The organism is Vreelandella sp. EE27, assembly GCF_968206495.1.
On the sequence record NZ_OZ309109.1, the window covers coordinates 3,390,133 to 3,406,971 of the forward strand.

The 16,839-nt window shown below is 63.6% G+C and carries 17 protein-coding genes; 4 read left to right on the forward strand and 13 right to left on the reverse strand.

Translation table 11 applies throughout. The features are described from left to right. Nucleotides 1-166: 166 nt before the first annotated feature. The 3 genes from ftsX to ftsY are packed head-to-tail and all read right to left on the reverse strand — an operon-like array spanning nt 167 to nt 3,404. The gene (gene ftsX, locus ACWHVV_RS15900) at nt 167-1,225 is read right to left on the reverse strand and encodes a permease-like cell division protein FtsX (protein ID WP_447927089.1); all 1,059 of its coding nucleotides are present in this window, start codon (nt 1,223-1,225) and stop codon (nt 167-169) included. Then, complete coding sequence (gene ftsE / locus ACWHVV_RS15905; RefSeq protein ID WP_447927090.1) at nt 1,222-1,890, reverse strand: cell division ATP-binding protein FtsE; 669 nt, start codon at nt 1,888-1,890, stop codon at nt 1,222-1,224. The genes ftsX and ftsE overlap by 4 nt, the downstream gene beginning before the upstream one ends. Further along, on the reverse strand, nt 1,887-3,404 hold the full coding sequence (gene ftsY, locus ACWHVV_RS15910) for a signal recognition particle-docking protein FtsY (RefSeq protein ID WP_447927091.1): 1,518 nt from the start codon (nt 3,402-3,404) through the stop codon (nt 1,887-1,889). Before ftsY ends, ftsE begins: the two co-directional genes overlap by 4 nt. Nucleotides 3,405-3,493: 89 nt before the next feature. Between ftsY and rsmD the strand changes: the two genes are divergently transcribed. Next, nucleotides 3,494-4,108, forward strand: a complete 615-nt coding sequence (gene rsmD / locus ACWHVV_RS15915) for a 16S rRNA (guanine(966)-N(2))-methyltransferase RsmD (protein ID WP_447927092.1) — start codon at nt 3,494-3,496, stop codon at nt 4,106-4,108. 80 nt (nt 4,109-4,188) lie between these two features. Continuing rightward, the gene (locus ACWHVV_RS15920; RefSeq protein ID WP_447530003.1) at nt 4,189-4,383 is read left to right on the forward strand and encodes a cell division protein ZapB; all 195 of its coding nucleotides are present in this window, start codon (nt 4,189-4,191) and stop codon (nt 4,381-4,383) included. Here ACWHVV_RS15920 and rimI read toward each other — a convergent pair. From rimI to ACWHVV_RS15970, 10 genes are all read right to left on the reverse strand, one after another. Continuing rightward, the gene (rimI, locus tag ACWHVV_RS15925) at nt 4,380-4,829 is read right to left on the reverse strand and encodes a ribosomal protein S18-alanine N-acetyltransferase (protein WP_447927093.1); all 450 of its coding nucleotides are present in this window, start codon (nt 4,827-4,829) and stop codon (nt 4,380-4,382) included. The genes ACWHVV_RS15920 and rimI overlap by 4 nt on opposite strands. After that, nucleotides 4,826-5,659, reverse strand: a complete 834-nt coding sequence (locus tag ACWHVV_RS15930; protein ID WP_447927094.1) for a hypothetical protein — start codon at nt 5,657-5,659, stop codon at nt 4,826-4,828. Before ACWHVV_RS15930 ends, rimI begins: the two co-directional genes overlap by 4 nt. Beyond that, a complete protein-coding gene (locus tag ACWHVV_RS15935) occupies nt 5,656-5,964 on the reverse strand; it encodes a BolA family protein (protein ID WP_447530006.1) in 309 nt (102 codons plus the stop codon). The genes ACWHVV_RS15930 and ACWHVV_RS15935 overlap by 4 nt, the downstream gene beginning before the upstream one ends. A 41-nt stretch (nt 5,965-6,005) precedes the next feature. Continuing rightward, nucleotides 6,006-7,406: an MFS transporter gene (locus ACWHVV_RS15940; RefSeq protein WP_447927095.1), complete on the reverse strand. Its 1,401-nt coding sequence runs from the start codon at nt 7,404-7,406 to the stop codon at nt 6,006-6,008. A 101-nt stretch (nt 7,407-7,507) separates the two neighbouring features. Next, on the reverse strand, nt 7,508-7,894 hold the full coding sequence (locus ACWHVV_RS15945; RefSeq protein WP_447530008.1) for a hypothetical protein: 387 nt from the start codon (nt 7,892-7,894) through the stop codon (nt 7,508-7,510). Nucleotides 7,895-7,997: 103 nt separating this feature from the next. Then, nucleotides 7,998-9,509 (reverse strand): lysine--tRNA ligase, encoded by a 1,512-nt coding sequence (gene lysS / locus ACWHVV_RS15950; RefSeq protein ID WP_447927096.1) that lies wholly within the window; start codon nt 9,507-9,509, stop codon nt 7,998-8,000. Nucleotides 9,510-9,572: 63 nt separating this feature from the next. Beyond that, a protein-coding gene (prfB, locus tag ACWHVV_RS15955) for a peptide chain release factor 2 (protein WP_447530010.1) occupies nt 9,573-10,671 on the reverse strand; the annotation gives its coding sequence in 2 pieces (ribosomal slippage) (nt 9,573-10,595 and nt 10,597-10,671; 1,098 coding nt in all). A gap of 188 nt (nt 10,672-10,859) precedes the next feature. Beyond that, the gene (locus ACWHVV_RS15960) at nt 10,860-11,555 is read right to left on the reverse strand and encodes a nicotinamidase (protein ID WP_447927097.1); all 696 of its coding nucleotides are present in this window, start codon (nt 11,553-11,555) and stop codon (nt 10,860-10,862) included. Between the two features lie 118 nt (nt 11,556-11,673). Then, nucleotides 11,674-12,237, reverse strand: a complete 564-nt coding sequence (locus ACWHVV_RS15965) for a flavin reductase family protein (RefSeq protein WP_447927098.1) — start codon at nt 12,235-12,237, stop codon at nt 11,674-11,676. Between the two features lie 166 nt (nt 12,238-12,403). After that, a complete protein-coding gene (locus tag ACWHVV_RS15970) occupies nt 12,404-13,756 on the reverse strand; it encodes an OmpP1/FadL family transporter (protein WP_447927099.1) in 1,353 nt (450 codons plus the stop codon). A 309-nt stretch (nt 13,757-14,065) separates the two neighbouring features. On the opposite strand from ACWHVV_RS15970, the gene ACWHVV_RS15975 reads away from it, so the two are divergent. Then, nucleotides 14,066-14,479: a MerR family transcriptional regulator gene (locus tag ACWHVV_RS15975; RefSeq protein ID WP_447929172.1), complete on the forward strand. Its 414-nt coding sequence runs from the start codon at nt 14,066-14,068 to the stop codon at nt 14,477-14,479. After that, a complete protein-coding gene (locus ACWHVV_RS15980) occupies nt 14,476-16,740 on the forward strand; it encodes a heavy metal translocating P-type ATPase (RefSeq protein WP_447927100.1) in 2,265 nt (754 codons plus the stop codon). Before ACWHVV_RS15975 ends, ACWHVV_RS15980 begins: the two co-directional genes overlap by 4 nt. The last annotated feature ends 99 nt before the right edge of the window (nt 16,741-16,839 follow it).

Genomic DNA, 16,839 nt, shown 5'->3' on the forward strand with positions numbered 1-16,839 from the left:
TCGTTACCAATCCTGGTTGACCTGCTATCGTCATCAACATGATCCATCGCGCGGCTCACGATCGACATAGCGGTGTCAGCGTTGTCGCTATGACAGCAACCAATGTATAAGGTTCATATAACCCGGGCCATGGCTCGAGCCGGGTGGCGCACCCGTGCTAAAAAACCTAGCGCGGGCGAATGCTGGATAGGTGGCGCGACACGGCAAGCCATGCCCCCAGCCAGCCCAATAGTGTACTGCAGAATAGCAAAATTGTAGAGCCTGTCACATCCAACTGCGGCAATGTGAAGCTCGCCCCGTAGCTTGCCGCCAGCGCCGCCACCGGCATCGACAGCCAGTGGTTACCCAGCGCCAGCAGCAATAGCGCAATCAAGCCCCCACCAAAGCCGTACCAGGCCCCGCTGTACAAAAAGGGCCGGCGCACGAAAGCGTGAGTGGCGCCGATCAGCATGACTACCTCGATCTCCCGGCGACGGCTCTCCACGGAAAGGCGAATGGTATTGCCCACCACCAGCAAAACCCCAAAACCGAACAGCACGGCTAGCGCCAGCGCCACTCGCCGCCCCAGGTCCGCCAAGTGGCGAAGCCGTTCCACCCAGGCCAAATCCACGCGCACTTCATCGACCCCCGACAAACCTTCCAGGCGCCCGGCGAGTTGCTCCATGGCCAGCGGCTCGACGCTTTGCGGGTTGATCACGATGCTTGCGGGCAGCGGGTTCTCCTCGAGGCCCATCAGCGTATCGTCGAGGCCCAGCGAGCGCTGAAACGCCGCCATGCCCTCCTCGGCGCTGATCAGCCGGGTCTGTAGCACGCCCTGCTCGGCGCTAACCGCCTCGTCGATACGCGCCGCCTGAGCCGGGTCCACCTCGGTTTGCAGGTAAACGGTGAGCGTGGCGCTTTCGTCGAGTTCGGCGTCGAGCAGCCGCGCGCTATCCAGCGTCAGCCAAAGCGCGGCGGGCAGCACCAGCGCAATGGCGATGGCCAGCATCGTGAGCACGTTGCCCAAGGGGTGGCGCACCAGCCGATAAAGGCTGTCACCGAGCATGGCCCGGTGGTGGCGGCCCCAGGCGCGCAACCGGCTGCCCAACCCCGGGCCCGTGGCGCGGGGCTTGGGCGGGCGCGGCGCGGCTGCCTTATGGGGAGTACTGGCGTGCCCGGCGGCCGGTCGGCTGACCGCGCCGGTGCGGCGAGCGGGGCCGCTGGGGGGCGTTGTCCGGCGCGTCATACTGCCCCCTCGTCGGCGATCAGGCGGCCGTCGCGCAGGCGCAGAATACGGTGGCGTAGCCTGGCGATCAGCGCCAGGTCGTGGCTTGCGATCATGACCGTAGTGCCGATGCGATTGAAGTCTTCGAACAGCCCCATGATATCCGCGGACAGATGCGGGTCCAGGTTGCCGGTCGGCTCGTCGGCGAGCAGCAGCGCGGGCTTGTTGACCACCGCCCGGGCGATGCCTACCCGCTGCTGTTCGCCGCCGGAGAGCTCCACGGGGAGCGCTTTCTCGCGGTGCAAAAGCCCTACTTTATCGAGGGCGGCGCGCACCCGGCGCGCGGATTCCCGCGGCTCGAGCCCCTGGATTTCCAGCGGCAACGCGACGTTTTGATACACGCTGCGATCGAACAGAAGCTGGTGGTCCTGAAAGACCACGCCGATCTGGCGCCGGTAAAACGGCACCTGGCTTGAGTGAAGCCGGGCGATATCGTGGCCGGCCACGACCACCCGCCCACGGCTGGGCCGCTCCAGGCGCATGATCAGGCGTAAAAGCGAGCTTTTACCCGCCCCGGAGTGGCCGGTCAAAAACACCATCTCGCCCTGGCCCACGCGAAAATTGAGATGCGCCAGCGCCTCGAAGCGCCCGCCGTAGCGTTTTCCCACGTGCTCAAACGCGATCATGCGCGGGCGTGGCTCTCGGGCTGGTCGAACAGCGCATTGACGAAATCATCGGCATCGAAAGGACGCAGATCATCCAGGCTCTCGCCAACGCCGATAAAGCGGATCGGGGTATTGAGCTGCTTGGCCAGGGCGAAAATGATCCCGCCCTTGGCGGTGCCGTCGAGCTTGGTCAGCGTAATACCGCTGACCGGCACGGCTTCGTTGAAGGTGCTGGCCTGGGAGATAGCGTTTTGGCCGGTGCCGGCGTCGAGCACCAGCATCACTTCGTGAGGGGCGGCGGTATCGATTTTCTGCATCACCCGGTGGACCTTCTTGAGCTCCTCCATCAGGTGGCTTTTGTTGTGCAGCCGCCCGGCGGTGTCGGCAATCAAAACGTCCACCCCGCGGGACTTCGCCGCGCTGACCGCATCGTAGATGACCGAGGCGCTGTCGGCGCCGGTGTGCTGGGCAATCACCGGCACGCTGTTACGCTCGCCCCACACCTTGAGCTGTTCCACCGCCGCGGCGCGGAAGGTGTCACCGGCGGCGAGCATCACGCTTTTACCTTCGCGCTGAAAGCGCTGGGTCAGCTTGCCGATGGTGGTGGTCTTGCCCACACCGTTCACGCCGACCACCAAAATGACGAAGGGTCCATCCCCCTCTTTGGTGAAATCGAGCGGTTTGGCGACGGACTCGAGCATGTTGCCAAGCTCTTCTTGCAAGCCCTTGTAGAGCGCGGCCGGGTCCTTGAGCTCCTTGCGCGACACCCGGGCTTGCAGGCGTTCGATAATCGCGGTGGTCGCCTCGATCCCCACGTCGGCCATCAACAGCTGGGTTTCCAGGTCTTCCAAAAGCTCGTCATCGATCTGCTTTTTGCCCAGAAACAGATCCGCCAGGCCATCGGTCAGGTTGGCCCGGGTCTTGCCAAGCCCTGATTTGATACGCGCGAAAAAGCCCTGTTTTTCCGCTTTCGCGGCCACCGGCTTTTCCTGGGTGGCGGTCCGGGCCGCGACCTGGACCGGTTCGCCCTGGGGCTCGGCAGGGGGTGGCTCTACCTCGGGCCCGGCGGGCTGCGGGTCGACCTCGGGGGTACGCGGCGATTCAGGCTCGACCTCGGGCTCCTGAGGCGTAGGCTCGACTTCCGGCTTTTGAGGTTCAGGATCGACCTCAGGCTTTTGCGGCTCGGGGTCTACTTCCGGCTCTTTGGGCTCGGGCTCTACTTCCGGCTTTTGGGGCTCGGGGTCGACCTCGGGCTTTTGCGGCTCGGGCTCGACTTCCGGCTTTTGGGGCTCGGGCTCTACCTCGGGCGTTTGCGGCTCGGGCTCGACTTCCGGCTCCTGGGGCTCGGGTTCGACCTCGGGCTTCTGCGGCTCGGGCTCTACCTCGGGCGTTTGCGGCTCGGGCTCGACTTCCGGCTGCTGAGGCTCGGGTTCTACTTCGGGCTCCTGCGGGGTCGGGTCCAGGGCGCGCTCTTCTTGAGGCGCCTGGGACTTTTGGGGATCGTGCTTTTTCTTACGTTTCAAGAAACCGAACATGGGGGTATCCAACTAAAAAGGTGAACATTGTGACCATCCTACCACCGCCAACCAAGACTTTGGATAATCGGCCCGCTACAATCAGCCATATGAAACGACAACGCCCTTCACGCAAAACCTCTGCGCCTCGCGACGCATCCAAAGCCCTCGGCAAGCTACGTATTATCGGCGGTGATTACCGCCGCCGCCAGCTTCCGGTGCTCGACCACCCAGGTCTTCGCCCAACGCCCGACCGCGTGCGCGAAACGCTGTTCAACTGGCTGGGGCCAACGCTTGCCGGCAAGCGCGCCCTGGACGTGTTCGCAGGCTCCGGCGCGCTGGGGATCGAGGCGCTTTCGCGCGGGGTCGCCCAGGCGGTGTTCGTCGAGCGTGAGGCCCGCGTGGCCGCGCTGATCGAGCAGAACCTGGCGACCCTGGGCGCCACCAACGCCGAGGTCAAAAGCCAGGATGCCACCGCTTTTCTAGCGGGCGCCTCCACGCCGTTCGATATCGTGTTCATCGACCCGCCGTTTCTAAAAGGCCTGGCCGGGCCGTGCTGCCAGGCGCTGGAAGACGGCGGCTGGCTAAGCGCCGAGGCGTCTATCTACCTGGAAACCGAGCGTGCCTTGACCCCGCAGGTGCCCGCCAACTGGCAGCTTTACCGGGAAACCACCGCCGGCGAGAGTACCGCGCGGCTTTACCGGCGCACCGCGCTTGCCCAATAGTCAGCACGGCGTTACGCTCGCACTCCCAACGCGTCATTTACTGTGGGCAGGCCCTTCTGCCCCGCTTTTTGGAGGTAGGCATGAGCCTTGAACTATTTAACCAGCTGGAACAGAAAGTCACCGATGCCGTCGAGGCGCTGGAGCTGATGAAGCTCGAAAACGAAGAGCTTCGCAAGGAGAACGCCGAGTACAAGCAAGAGCACGAAGAGTGGGAACGCCGCCTACAGGGCGTGCTGTCGAAATTCGAATCGAGCGACACCTCGGGTTCCGTTTAAGGCTGCGTGTCTAGCGCTGACATTAACAGCGCATCCTCTCGCCCGGCCCCGTTAGCGGCCGGGTAGTAGTTTTTTCGCCGCCCGTCCACGCCAAACCCCGCCGCTTCATAAAGTTTGACCGCCGCCACGTTGTGCTCGCGCACCTCGAGCAGCACCCGCTCGCTTTGCCACGCCCGCGCCTGGTCGAACACCCCCTGCACCAGCGCCCGCCCCAGGCCCTGACCGCGATACTCGCTCAAAACGCCAATGGCCTGCAGTTCGGCCTCGAAGGGAAGCCGCGCGATGAGCGCGTAGCCTGCCAGGCGCTGCTGGCGCCATAAGCCCAGCACGACCATGCTCGAATCCGTAAGCGCCTGTTCGAGCGCGCGCTCGCTCGCCCCGCTGCGGGCCTGGGCCTCCAGGGCGACCAGATCGGTGAGATGCGCAGCAGACAGCGCCTCGATCACGCAGGACGCTCCGCCGCGCCCTGGGCAAGGCGTAAAAGTTCGGGCCACAGCGCGCGCTTGGCCGCCGCACTCGTGAGCGTATCGAGCGCCGGCCCCTGCCAAACAGGCAGGCCCAGCGTATGGCTTTGACGCTCACGAAGCTCGAGTACTTGGCTTAGCGTGTGACCACCTTCGCCTGGTTCGTCGCTCTCCAAGGGGGGCTTCGCCCACCAGAGCAGCCGTTCGAGCTGCCAGCCCTGGCGCCGGGCTGCGCCTTCGATAAAGGCGGCCAGGCCTTCCCGGGCCTCACCCATCGGGTCTTCTGAGGCAAAGGCGTTGGCCACCGGCGGCCAGTTGAAGGTGATCAATTGAGGAAGCGCGCCGTCGATCAGCCCCACCGCGCTTAGCATGTTGCTTAGCAGTCGCTGCTCGCCGGGACCAGGCGCGCCCGGGTGCAGACTCAGCAAGCGCCCGTCGATGCACACGCAAGTCACGGTAAACACCACCGGCTCGGCGTGCGCCACCGGGGTGCTGGCCGGCGCTTTTTCAGGGGCAGGTTCCGGTTCGGCTCGCTCGGGAGGGGCGATATCGCCCAGCAGCGCCCGGGCGGATTTGGGCGGGGTGCTGGCGCCTGGTTCGGGCTCCGCCTGAGTGCTGGCCGGGGCCCTGGGCGGCGCAGCGCTTTGCTCTTCGAGCAGCGCGTGCAGCGCTTGGCGTGGCTCGGCGGCCGCGGCGGGCGCCTCCCATTCGCAGGCCTCGGTGGGCAGGGCGTTGGGCAGCTGGTACCGGCACGCCCAGGCCGTAATGCCCATGGCGTCCAGGTAGTGGCGTCGGCTGGCTTCCGGAGTCACTGCCCGCCGCCGCGACAATCCGGGGAATTAGGCCGTTCGCTGCCGCGGGCGGCCCACTCCTGGGGGGTATAAAGGTGCAGTGCCAGAGCGTGGACCGGCCCGCCCAGCTCGTCGGCCAGCAGCGCGTAAATCTGCTGGTGACGCTTGACCGGCATCATCGCCTCGAAGCTCTCGGAAACCAGCGTCACTTTGAAGTGGGTCTCGGAATTGGCGGGCACGTTGTGCATGTGGCTTTCGTTCTCTACGCGCAGCACGTCGGGCGAAAGCGCCGTTAATTTCTCTTCGATTTGTGTCTGCAACGTCATGACCGGCCTCCTGGGTGGATAAACGCTTTTATTGTACGCCCTTAGCGGGGCGGCGACGATGCCCGCCGTTCAACGAGCGCGCGACGCGCAAGCGAGATGCGCGACAGGCTGACCGCGAGCGCAAGGCAGGTGGTGAGTGCGCTAAACCAGAGCGTTGCCTGCACCGAAAGGCCGAGCGCCAGCGCCGCCCCGACCACCGCCACACCAAACGACTGGCCCACGGTGCGCACCGTACTCATCACCCCGGAGACATTCGCGCTTCGCTCTGCCGGCAGGCTCGCCATCATTTCGCGGTTGTTGGGCGGCTGAAATAGCCCGAAGCCGATCCCGCAAAGTGCCGTGCGCCAAAGACTTCCCGCAATGCCGGTGCTTTCATCCACCAGCGCCAGCGCCACTAGCCCGGCCATCAAGAACAAAAGCCCGATACTCGAAATCACGCTGGGGTTGAGCTTGTCCGCCAGCCGCCCGGCAAGCGGGCCTACCACCATGATGGCCAGGGGCCAAGGAGTGAAGAGCCAAGCGGTTTGAAGCGGCGTGAAGCCCATCTGATTTTGATAGAAAAGTGACAGCGCCACGAAGGTCAGCCCCTGGCCGATGAAGGCAAGCCCCGAGGCGGATACTGCCAGGGTGAAGCGCATCTCGCCAAACAGCACCAGCGGAAGCAGCGGGTAGCGCGCCCGGCGCTGGCGCCTTATGAACAGCGCAGCCGTGGTCAGACATAAAAGCGCCCACGAAAGCCCCTGCCCCGGAGCTGCGTGGCCCAGCGCGTCCATGGCGAGAAAAAAGCTTGCCAGCATAGCCATCGAGCAGAACGCGCCCCACACGTCGAAGCTGCCCTGGCGCGGCGTTTCACGAGGCAAAGCGCGGGCGGCGAACCAGAGCGAGCAGAGCCCCAGCGGCACGTTGAGCGCAAAAAGCCAGGGCCAGTTGGCGAAGGAGAGAATCACCCCGCTAAGCGTGGGCCCGGCGGAGTAGCCCCCGGCGACCACCAGCGCGCTCATCCCCATCGCGCTGCCTAACAGTCGTTTGGGAAAGATGGCCCGGTAGAGCGAGGGCCCGATGGAGAGCGTCGCCGCCGCGCCGAGGCCCTGCAGCGCGCGAAACACCAGCAGCGTTTCAAGGCTTCGTGACAGCGCCGCGCCAATCGACGCCGCCACGAACGTTGCCAGGCCCAACAGGTAGAGCCGCCGCCGAGTGATCAGCTCGCTAAGCGCTGCAAACACCAGCAAAAACGCCGCGCACACCACCTGGAAGATATTGGTGATCCACACCGAGCGCGAGGCCGAGGCGCCCAGGTCCTGGGCGATGGTGGGCAGCGCCAGGTTGATCATGGTGGTGTCCATCACCGCCATGGTGGTACCGGTCATCAGTGCCAACAGCGCAAGCGCGCGTTCGCGACCGGGCAGGCCGTCATCATTGGGGCGGGTTTCAAACAGTCGCATGGGGCGGGCGTTCCTCTCAAGAGCGCTACGGTTAAAGGCCATTACAACGACAAAACCGGCCGGAGCCGGTTTTGTCGTGAAGCGCTGAGTCGAGCCAAGCGCTAGGGCGCGTCGGTCTCGAGGGAGAGCGCGTCCTCGACGTCGGAAATTTCCAGCGCCGTTTCATCATCCAAATCGACGGCCAGGTAGCTGTGCTCGACGTGGAGAAACGATTGGAAAAGCGTCCAGTCCAGCGGCTTGGGCCACTGGCTTTCGTCCTCTTCCCAGGCGCTTAGCTCGGTTTCCAGGATATCGCTGAAGCGCTCGCGCACGAAGGTCTCGAGTGCTTCAGGGGTATCCATTTCGGGAATGAGGTAGATGGTACTTTCACGTTCGACGTCGTCCAGGGTCAGGTCGTCGTCTCCCATGGTGGGTTCCAGCGCATTGATCCAGTCGACAAAGGGCTGGGTCGGCCTGACGCTCAGAGCGGAGCGGTTAAGCAGTTTCATGGGATTCTCCTCGCCGTCGAAACGTTGACCATTATGGGCGCTATAGCGCGCCCTTACCAACTTTTACTAGCGCATTGGCGTTAATGGCTTTTTCACCAATGTTTTATTCCACTTCCGGGCGCATGGCCGGGAACAAGAGCACGTCGCGAATCGAGGCGCTGTCGGTAAACAGCATCACCAAACGGTCGATGCCGATGCCCTCCCCCGCCGTTGGCGGCATGCCGTACTCGAGCGCGCGCACATAGTCGGCGTCATAGTACATCGCTTCCAGGTCGCCGGCGTCTTTCTCGGCGGCCTGCTCGCGAAAGCGCTCGGCCTGGTCTTCGGCGTCGTTGAGCTCCGAGAAACCGTTGGCGATTTCGCGCCCGCCGACGAAAAACTCGAAACGGTCGGTGACGAAGGGATCCGCGTCGCTTCGCCGCGCCAACGGGCTGACTTCCGCCGGGTACATCGTAATGAAAGTGGGCTGGTCGAGTTTCGGCTCGGCGACCTCTTCGAAAATCTCGGTCTGGACTTTGCCCAGCCCCCAGCTCGGCTTCACCTTGATGCCAACACGCTCGGCCACGGCCCGGGCGCTTTCCAGCGAATCGAGCTCGGCTTCAGTGATGTTATCGCCATACTCGAGGATCGAATCCTTGAGGGACAAGCGGCGAAACGGCTGGCCGAAGTCGTACTCTTCGCCCTGGTAGGAAAGGAGCGTGGTGCCCAGTACCTGCTCGGCGATCGAGCGCAGCATCGCCTCGGTCATGTCCATCAGGTCGTTGTAATCGGCGTAGGCCCAGTAGAACTCGACCATGGTGAACTCGGGATTGTGCCGGGTCGAGAGGCCTTCGTTACGAAAGTTGCGGTTGATCTCGAAGACCTTCTCGAAGCCGCCCACCACCAGGCGCTTGAGATAGAGCTCCGGGGCGATGCGCAGGTACATGTCCATATCCAGCGCATTGTGATGGGTGATGAACGGCCGCGCCGTCGCCCCGCCTGGGATAGGCTGAAGCATGGGGGTCTCGACCTCCATGAACCCCCGGCCCTCGAAGAACCGGCGCATCGAACTGATCACCGCGGCGCGCGTCTCGAACGCCTTGCGCGACGCCGGGTTCATGATCAGGTCGACGTAGCGCTGGCGGTAGCGCGCCTCCTGGTCGGTCAGGCCGTGGAACTTGTCCGGCAGCGGGCGCAGGCTCTTGGTCAGAAGCTCGGCTTCGACCATCATCACGTAGAGATCGCCCTTGCCGGACTTGTGCACCGGGCCACTGGCGGCGACGATATCGCCGATATCCCAGCTTTTGATCTCTTCCAAAAGCTCAGCGGGCAGGCCCTTTTTATCCACGTAGAGCTGGATTTGGCCCGCCACGTCCTGAATGACGATAAACGGGCCGCGCTTGCGCATGATGCGCCCGGCGACCGACGCCTGGTGATCCAGCGCCTCGAGTTCGGCCTTTTCCTTGTCGCCAAGCAGATTCTCGAGCTCGACGGTGAGGCTGTCGCGGCGGAAACCGTTGGGGAAAGCGCTTTTACCCTGGGCGGCAGCGGTCTCGCGCCGTGCGGAAAGCTTGGCGCGGCGCTCGGCGATCAGGTGGTTTTCGTTGTCCAGAGAAGACGCGTCTTGGTTAGCCATCCAGCACCCTATGTATGTTCCAGGCGGGTCATGCACCAAACACGGCCTGACCCCGCAAAAAGATTACAAGCCCTGCTTGAGGCTTGCGATGATAAATTGATCCAGGTCGCCGTCCAGCACCTTGTCGCAGTTGCTCGACTGCACGCCGGTGCGCAGATCCTTGATACGCTGGTCATCGAGCACGTAGGAGCGGATCTGGCTGCCCCAGCCGATATCGGCCTTGGAGTCCTCGGCTTCCTGCTTGGCGGCGTTGCGCTTTTGCATCTCGTGTTCCCAGATCCGCGCCTTGAGCTGCTTCATGGCGAAGTCGCGGTTGGCGTGCTGGCTGCGCTGGCTCTGGCAGGCCACGACGATACCCGTCGGCTCGTGGGTGATCCGCACCGCCGAGTCGGTGGTGTTGACGTGCTGACCGCCGGCGCCGCTGGAGCGGTAGGTATCCACGCGCAAATCCGAGGGGTTGATCTCCACCTCGAAGGTGTCGTCGATCTCCGGTGACAAAAACACCGAGGCGAACGAGGTGTGACGACGCCCGCCGGAATCGAAGGGGCTTTTGCGCACCAGCCGGTGAACCCCGGTTTCGGTGCGTAGCCAGCCAAAAGCGTGGTCGCCCTGGATATGCAGCGAGGCGGACTTGATGCCCGCTACTTCGCCGGCGGAGGCTTCGATGATATCCGCCTTGAAGCCGTGGTGTTCGGCCCAGCGCAGGTACATACGCAGCAAAATGTTCGCCCAGTCCTGGGCTTCGGTGCCGCCGGAGCCGGACTGAATGTCGAGATAGGCGTTGTTCTCGTCCATTTCGCCGGAGAACATCCGGCGAAACTCGAGTTTCTCGAGCGAAGCCTGCATGCTGTCGAGCTCTTTATGAACTTCCTCGACGGTGGCTTCGTCGTCTTCCATCTCGGCCAGTTCCAACAGGTCGCGGCTATCGCCCAGGCCCTGGTCCAGCTCGTCGATGGTCGCCACGATCGTCTCTAAAGTGGCGCGCTCTTTACCCAGCTTCTGGGCGTAGTCCGGATCGCTCCAGACGTTCGGGTCCTCGAGCTCGCGGGAGACTTCTTCTAGCCGATCTTTCTTCTCGGCATAGTCAAAGATACCCCCTAAGAACGTCTGTCCGCTCAGACAAGTCCTTGATCTGGGTGTGTAGCGGGTTGGTTTCCAACATGAGTGGCCTGACCTTGTTGAGGATTCGAAAAAAGGCAAACGCCACCGGGCGGCCTTAGCACTGGTCGATAAACGCCTGCGCAAGCCCCCGAAGCGGCAAAATCGTTGGAACGCATTGTAACGAAAGCCCACGCTTCCCGCATCCACCGCGCTAAAACCACCGCCCGCCCCTTCAGAGCGACGCCATCATCACGAGTCGACGACGATGACCCCGAGTTCTTCCAGGCGTTCTCGCGTCGCGGCATCGGTCTGGAAGGTAACCGGACGCGTCAGCGACCAGAGAAAGTGGGTGCGAAACCCCGCGGCCACCGCGTCCTCGGCGCTCCACAGAACGCAAACGTCCCGCGCCAGCCCGCAGAGATAGACATCACTCACCCCGCGATCGCGAAGCCAGCCCGCAAGCCCTGTGGCCGGGCGCTGGCCGTCCGGGCCCTGGTTGTTGCGAAACGCGCTGTAGGAGTCGATCTGTGGGTCGGTGCCTTTACGGATGATGGCGTCGCAAGGCGTCCAGTCGATCGCGGGATGTAGCGCCGCGCCTTCGCTTCTCTGAATACAGTGATCCGGCCACAAGGTTTGCTGATGACCGAAGCGTTCGATGGCCTCGAAAGGCTGGTGGGGCGGGTGCTGCGAGGCGAAGGAGATATGCGCCGGTGGGTGCCAATCCTGGGTGGCGACCACGTGGCCAAAGGCACGCTTTGCCAGCAACGCCTCGATGCCGGGCAAAATGGCGTCCCCCTCGGCGCAGGCCAGCGCCCCGCCGGGCAGAAAATCCGGCTGAACATCCACGATGATCAGCGCACTCTGCGCCGCGCGCTCTTTCGCCACCAGGGCCAAAGGGTCGGCTTGCGGTTCGCGGCTTGCCGCTACGACATCATCTTCCACCATGCAACGCTCCTGAGATCCAAGACGTGAAACCCGCTAAAAGTCACTCATTCAGTATCGAGGCCCGCCCCTCGAGGCGCAAGCGGTGGCGAGCAGGCGCCTACTCGCCACCGGTTTTTGCTCAGACGAGCATCGAGGGTTTGAACAACGCCGTGCGATCGAGGGTAGTGCCCGACACCATGAACGCCCCCATGCCCTGATAGTGCAGCGACGCTTGTTCGTCCGCCCCGGGGGCGGCGTGAGCTTTGACGATCTCGAAAATGAACAGGTCGTATCCGTCGATCATGGCTTCGTCGTGCAAACGGCACTCGAAAGAGGCGTAACACTCGTCGATCAACGGCGCATCGACCTTCGAGGCCGAACCGGGCGTGAGCTCAAATGCTGCAAACTTGTCGACCTCGCTGCCGGAGCAGTTGCCGATCCCCACGACCGTGTCGAGGAGTGCCGCCGACGGGATATTGATCACGCACTCGCCGCTTTCGCGCACCATTTCGTGGGTATGATTGCCGGCGGCGATCACGCAGCCCACCAGCGAAGGGGAAAAGGACATAATCATATGCCACCCCAGGGTCATGATGTTGCTCTGCTGCTGCCAGCGGGAGGAAATCAGTACGATCGGGCCAGGCTCGAGAAAATGCCTGGCGTTCGAAACGGGGAAATCTTCTTTCACCAACGCGCGGGACATGAAAAACCTCCGGTCAGAGGGGGAAGTTGGCCAACTCGAGGATATGGCCTTTGTCCCATAAAACCAAAAGCGCTGGCAACATGGCCAGCGCTTTGTCCCTCACCCGATCACGGGTTTACCGGATTTCGGTGGATGTCCCTCGCCCAGGGCTTGGAAACGATAGAGCTTAGAAGCGGTAGGTCAGCTGGGCGCCGATACCATGAGCTTCGTTTTTGTAGTCCGCCGTGTAGGTCGCCCCACCCACCGGTACACCGCCGGTCGCCGGGCTTGCCAATAGATCCTGGCGCTCCTGGTCCACCGAGGTACTGCGCTCGGTCAGGTAGGAGTAGGCGACATCCAGGGTGAGATCCGGCGTCGGCGACCAGCCCGCACCCAGCGAGAAGATGCGCCGGTCGTCGGAGGGAATCCGCACGCTGCGGTGCGCGTCGTTGGTAGGCGTGAAGTCGAGCGTAAAGCCGGCGCGCAGCGCAAGGGCCGGGGTCAGCTGGTACTCGCCGCCGGTGGCAAACGCCCAGGCGTTGGAGTAGTTCTGGGTCTCCTGGGTGATGGTACCGCCATCGGTGCCGGTCACGCGGATCTCGTCGAACTGGCTCCAGCGCACCCAGGAGGTACCGAACATCAGCTTGAACCGGTCGCTCATTTGCTGGGTGACCGAGAAATTGACCGTCTCCGGCGTGGTCAGATCCAGCGACGCGTTGTCCGCACGCACGACGTTACCCAGCGGGTCGGTGGCGGAGAAGTTGCCATCGAGGGTGTAATCCACCTTGGAGCGGTAGGTCAGACCCAGGGTGGTTTCCGGCACCGGCTGGTAGATCACGCCCAGGTTGTAACCCCAGGCTTCGTCGTCGCCGTCCACGCGGGAGTCGACGTCGGTGGCGGCGTTAAACCCGGTGCCCGAGGGAATTTGGCGGCGCAGCTCGCCGTCGACCGAGTTGTAGGTCACGCCCGCGCCCACCGACCACTGGTCGTTGAAGCGGTAGGAAACCGTCGGCTGTGCCGAGACCACGGTCACTTCGGTGTAATCGCCGAAGTAGCGGCCCTGGAAGGAGCCTTCATAGTCGGTTTTGGAGCCAAACGGGGCGTAAACGCCGAAGCCGAACGCTAGCTGTTCGTTCACCGGATGGGCGTAAAACGCGAAGGGGACGAGCGTACCCGGCACCATATCGCCTTCGTTGGTTCCCGGGACGCTGCCGACGGGAATCTGGCTACCGTTGGGTAGACCGCCGGTCGCAACGCCGGAATCCAACGTGCGGCTGGCCTGGGCGTTACGAATTTTGGTTTTAGGATTCAGGTAGGTGGCACCCGCGGTGAACTGCGCGCGGTCCAAAAACGACATCCCCGCCGGGTTACCGTACACGATGGTCGCATCGTGTATGTTGGAGCTACGCCCGGCATGGCCGTAACCCTGCCCGCTGACGCTCTGTTCGTTGATTTGATAGCCGCCAGCGTTGGCCTGGCTTGCAAAGGTCGCCGCTGCCACGGCGGACACCATCGCCAGTTTTTTAACGTTATTATGCATAGTGAGCCTCATTTCCCAATGATCCGGCGAGGTACGCCCCGCCCGCGTTATTATTCGCCCCAGCGCTAGTTTTCGCCCAATGTCGGCGTAGGTTCAAGGGGCAAACGGTCGTTTTATTTCTTTTGGGGTTTATCCATTAGTCTTACGAGCGTTTTAAATCGGTGTTTTAGTTAACTTTACCGAGTTTTCCTGGCGTGCTTGACCTATGGGCCACCCACAGGTTTTACACTGAACATGAACGTCGACAACGGTAACGCGACCATGCAGCCAAGTGCCTCCCAAACAAGCGCCTCACAAACCGCGGCCCTCATGAAAGTCAGTGAGCTGGCCAGGCGCGCGGGGGTCAGCGCCGAAACCGTACGCCACTACAGCCGCGAAGGGCTTTTGCACCCGGCGCGCCACCCGGACAACGGCTACCAGCTCTTTTCCAGCGACGACCTGGAACGGCTCGCCTTCATTCAGCGCTCGCGAACACTAGGCTTTAGCCTGGCCGAAATCCGCGACATCCTGGCCTATGCCGACCAGGGTGACTCCCCCTGCCCGCTGGTGCGCGACCTGCTGGCGAGCCGCCTGCCCCAGATACGCGCGCGCATCGAAGAGCTCGAAGCGTTGGCCGCGCGCATGGAGCAGGCGCTTGCAAGCTGGCAGGCCATGCCCGATGCCACGCCCACCGGCCACAGTATCTGCCGACTCATCGAGAGTTTCCCGGATTCCCGCTCATGAAATCATATACCTGCGTTGGCGCATCGTTTGATAAGCGCCCCCAGCGCTTTTTAATTCGCGGCATGAACTGCGCCGGCTGCGTTAAAAGCGTGGACCGCGCGCTCGGCCAGATCCCCGGGGTCGAACACGCCACGGTCAACTTCGCCACCCAAACCGCCGAGGTGAGCGGCGAAGTATCGAACGAGGCGGTGTGCGAGGCAGTGGCGGCGAACGGCTACGTCGCCGAGCCGATCGTCGATTTCAAACAAGCCGAGCAGCGCCGCCGCGACCAGGAAGAAGCCACCTACCAAGCGCGCCTGCGCGGCGGGGTGTTGTCGCTGGCCCTGGCGCTGCCGTTGATGCTTTCCATGCTGGTTTATCACCCTGCCCCGCAAGGCATGGGCCGCATCTTCTGGCTGGTGATCGGTCTACTAACGCTGGCTATTTTGGCGTTTCCCGGGCGGCACTTTTTCACCAACGCCTGGCGACAGCTGACCCACCGCCAGGCCACCATGGATACGCTGGTCGCCCTGGGCACCGGCGCGGCCTGGCTCTACTCGATGGCCGTGGTGCTTTTCGCCCCCTGGCTGCCCGAGGCCGCCCGGGGTATTTACTTCGAGGCTTCGGCCATGGTGGTCGGGCTCATTTTGCTGGGTAACGCCCTGGAACTTCGCGCCCGGGGCCGTACCCGCCAAACGCTCGGCCAGCTTTTGGATCTGCAGGGCACGACCGCGCGTCTCGAGCGCGATGGCGATACCTTCGAAGTGAATGTCGATGACGTGGTGCCTGGTGACACCCTGCGCGTACGCCCCGGCGAACGCTTGGCCGTAGACGGCGTGGTGCTCGACGGGCAAAGCCATGTGGATGAATCGATGCTCACCGGTGAGCCCGCGCCGGTGTATAAAGCCGCTCAGGCGGCGCTTGCCGCCGGCACGGTCAACGGCGAGGGTAGTCTTTTGTATCGCGCCACCCACACCGGCCGCGACACTCGCCTTGGACGTATTACCGAGCAGGTCGCCCACGCGCAAAACGCGCGCCCACCGATTGGTAAGTTGGCCGACCGAATCTCCGGCGTCTTCGTACCCGCCGTGATGATTCTGGCCGTGCTCACCGCGCTTATATGGTTCAACCTGGGCCCGGCGCCACCAACGCTTTACATGCTGGTAACGGCGACCACGGTGCTGATCATCGCCTGCCCCTGCGCACTGGGTCTCGCCACGCCGCTTTCCACCATGATCGGCGTGGGCAAGGCCGCCGAGCACGGGGTGCTGATTCGCGACGGGGAGGCGCTGCAGCGCTCCTGCCGGCTCACCACCCTGGTGGTCGACAAAACCGGCACGCTGACCGAGGGCAAGCCCCGCGTGCTCGAGGCGGCTATTTTTCATTCCGATCGCGCCTGGCTACTGGGCGCGGTGAACGCCCTGGAGCAGCGTTCGCAGCACCCGCTGGCCAACGCGCTTTGCGCCTACGCCAGGACCCAAACGACGGAGGTCGTAGCGCTCGAGTCGTTTGCAAGCGACACCGGCGCGGGGGTGCGCGGCACCACCGAGCAGGGGGACCGTTTGCTGCTGGGTAGCGCCCGGCTGTTGGAGGAAGCCGGTATTGGCCTGGAGGCGGCGGCCGAGATGACCGCCGCGCTCGAAAAGAACGCCCGGTCGGCGGTGTATATCGCGGTCAACGGCACGCTTGCCGGTGTATTCGCCGTCAGCGACCCGGTTCGCCAGGACGCCGCCGCCAGCATCGCCCGTTTGAAACGCGATGGATTGACGGTGGTGATGCTGACCGGCGACAACCGACATACGGCGGCGGCGGTAGCCCGGGAGGTAGGTATCGATGAATTCATGGCCGGGCTTTCCCCCGAGGACAAGCTCGAGGAAATCAAGCGCCGCCAGGCGCGGGGTGAAATCCTGGGCATGGCCGGCGATGGCATCAACGACGCCCCGGCGCTGGCCCAGGCGGATGTCGGCTTTGCCATCGGCGGCGGCACGGATATCGCCATGGAAAGCGCCGGCGTTACCTTGATGCACGGCTCGCTTCACGGTGTCGCCACCGCCATCGAACTCAGCCGCGCTACCCTTGCCAACATCAAGCAGAATCTGGCGGGCGCGTTCGGTTACAACCTGCTGTGCATTCCCATCGCCGCCGGCGCGCTTTACCCACTGACCGGCATGCTGCTCTCACCGATCATCGCCGGGGCCGCGATGGCGCTCTCCTCCGTGACCGTCGTCGGCAACGCCAGTCGGTTACGCCGCTTCACCCCCACCGCCAGGGAGACGTCATGAGCGTACTGGTGAATCTAACGGGCGTTTTGCTGATCGCCCTGATCGTCTGGTGGTTTTGGATGGGGCCCTCTCGCTAGGGTCGACTTTTACAAAAGCCAG